Here is a 283-nt window from a genome sequence, read left to right on the forward strand (position 1 = left end):
AGCAAATGGACTAAAATCCCGGCAAATCGCACTTCATTCATCTGGACCGGCTGGAGGAAATAAGCCAACCAGCTCAAGTGGCAGTAACGGGAATCCCCCTGCACATCCGAATAGCGGAAACCAAGCAGAAAATCAAGGAACAGGAAATAGCGGGTCATCTGGAAAAGGGAACTCATCTAGCAACGGATCTGGAACCGGGTCAGGGAATGGCAGCGGATCCGGGAACGGTGGCGCAGGAAATGGCCGAGGTGGTTCAGGTCAGGGCGGCGGCCATGGAGCAGGC

At 55.5% G+C, this 283-nt stretch carries 1 pseudogene; it reads left to right on the forward strand.

Annotation, left to right across the window (positions count from 1 at the left end):
* Window positions 1–283, forward strand: a pseudogene (locus RYX56_RS21880) (hypothetical protein); the annotation flags it as partial.

It is taken from the genome of Alkalihalophilus lindianensis (assembly GCF_032843265.1).
Taxonomy (GTDB): Bacteria; Bacillota; Bacilli; order Bacillales; family Bacillaceae_D; genus Alkalihalophilus; species Alkalihalophilus lindianensis.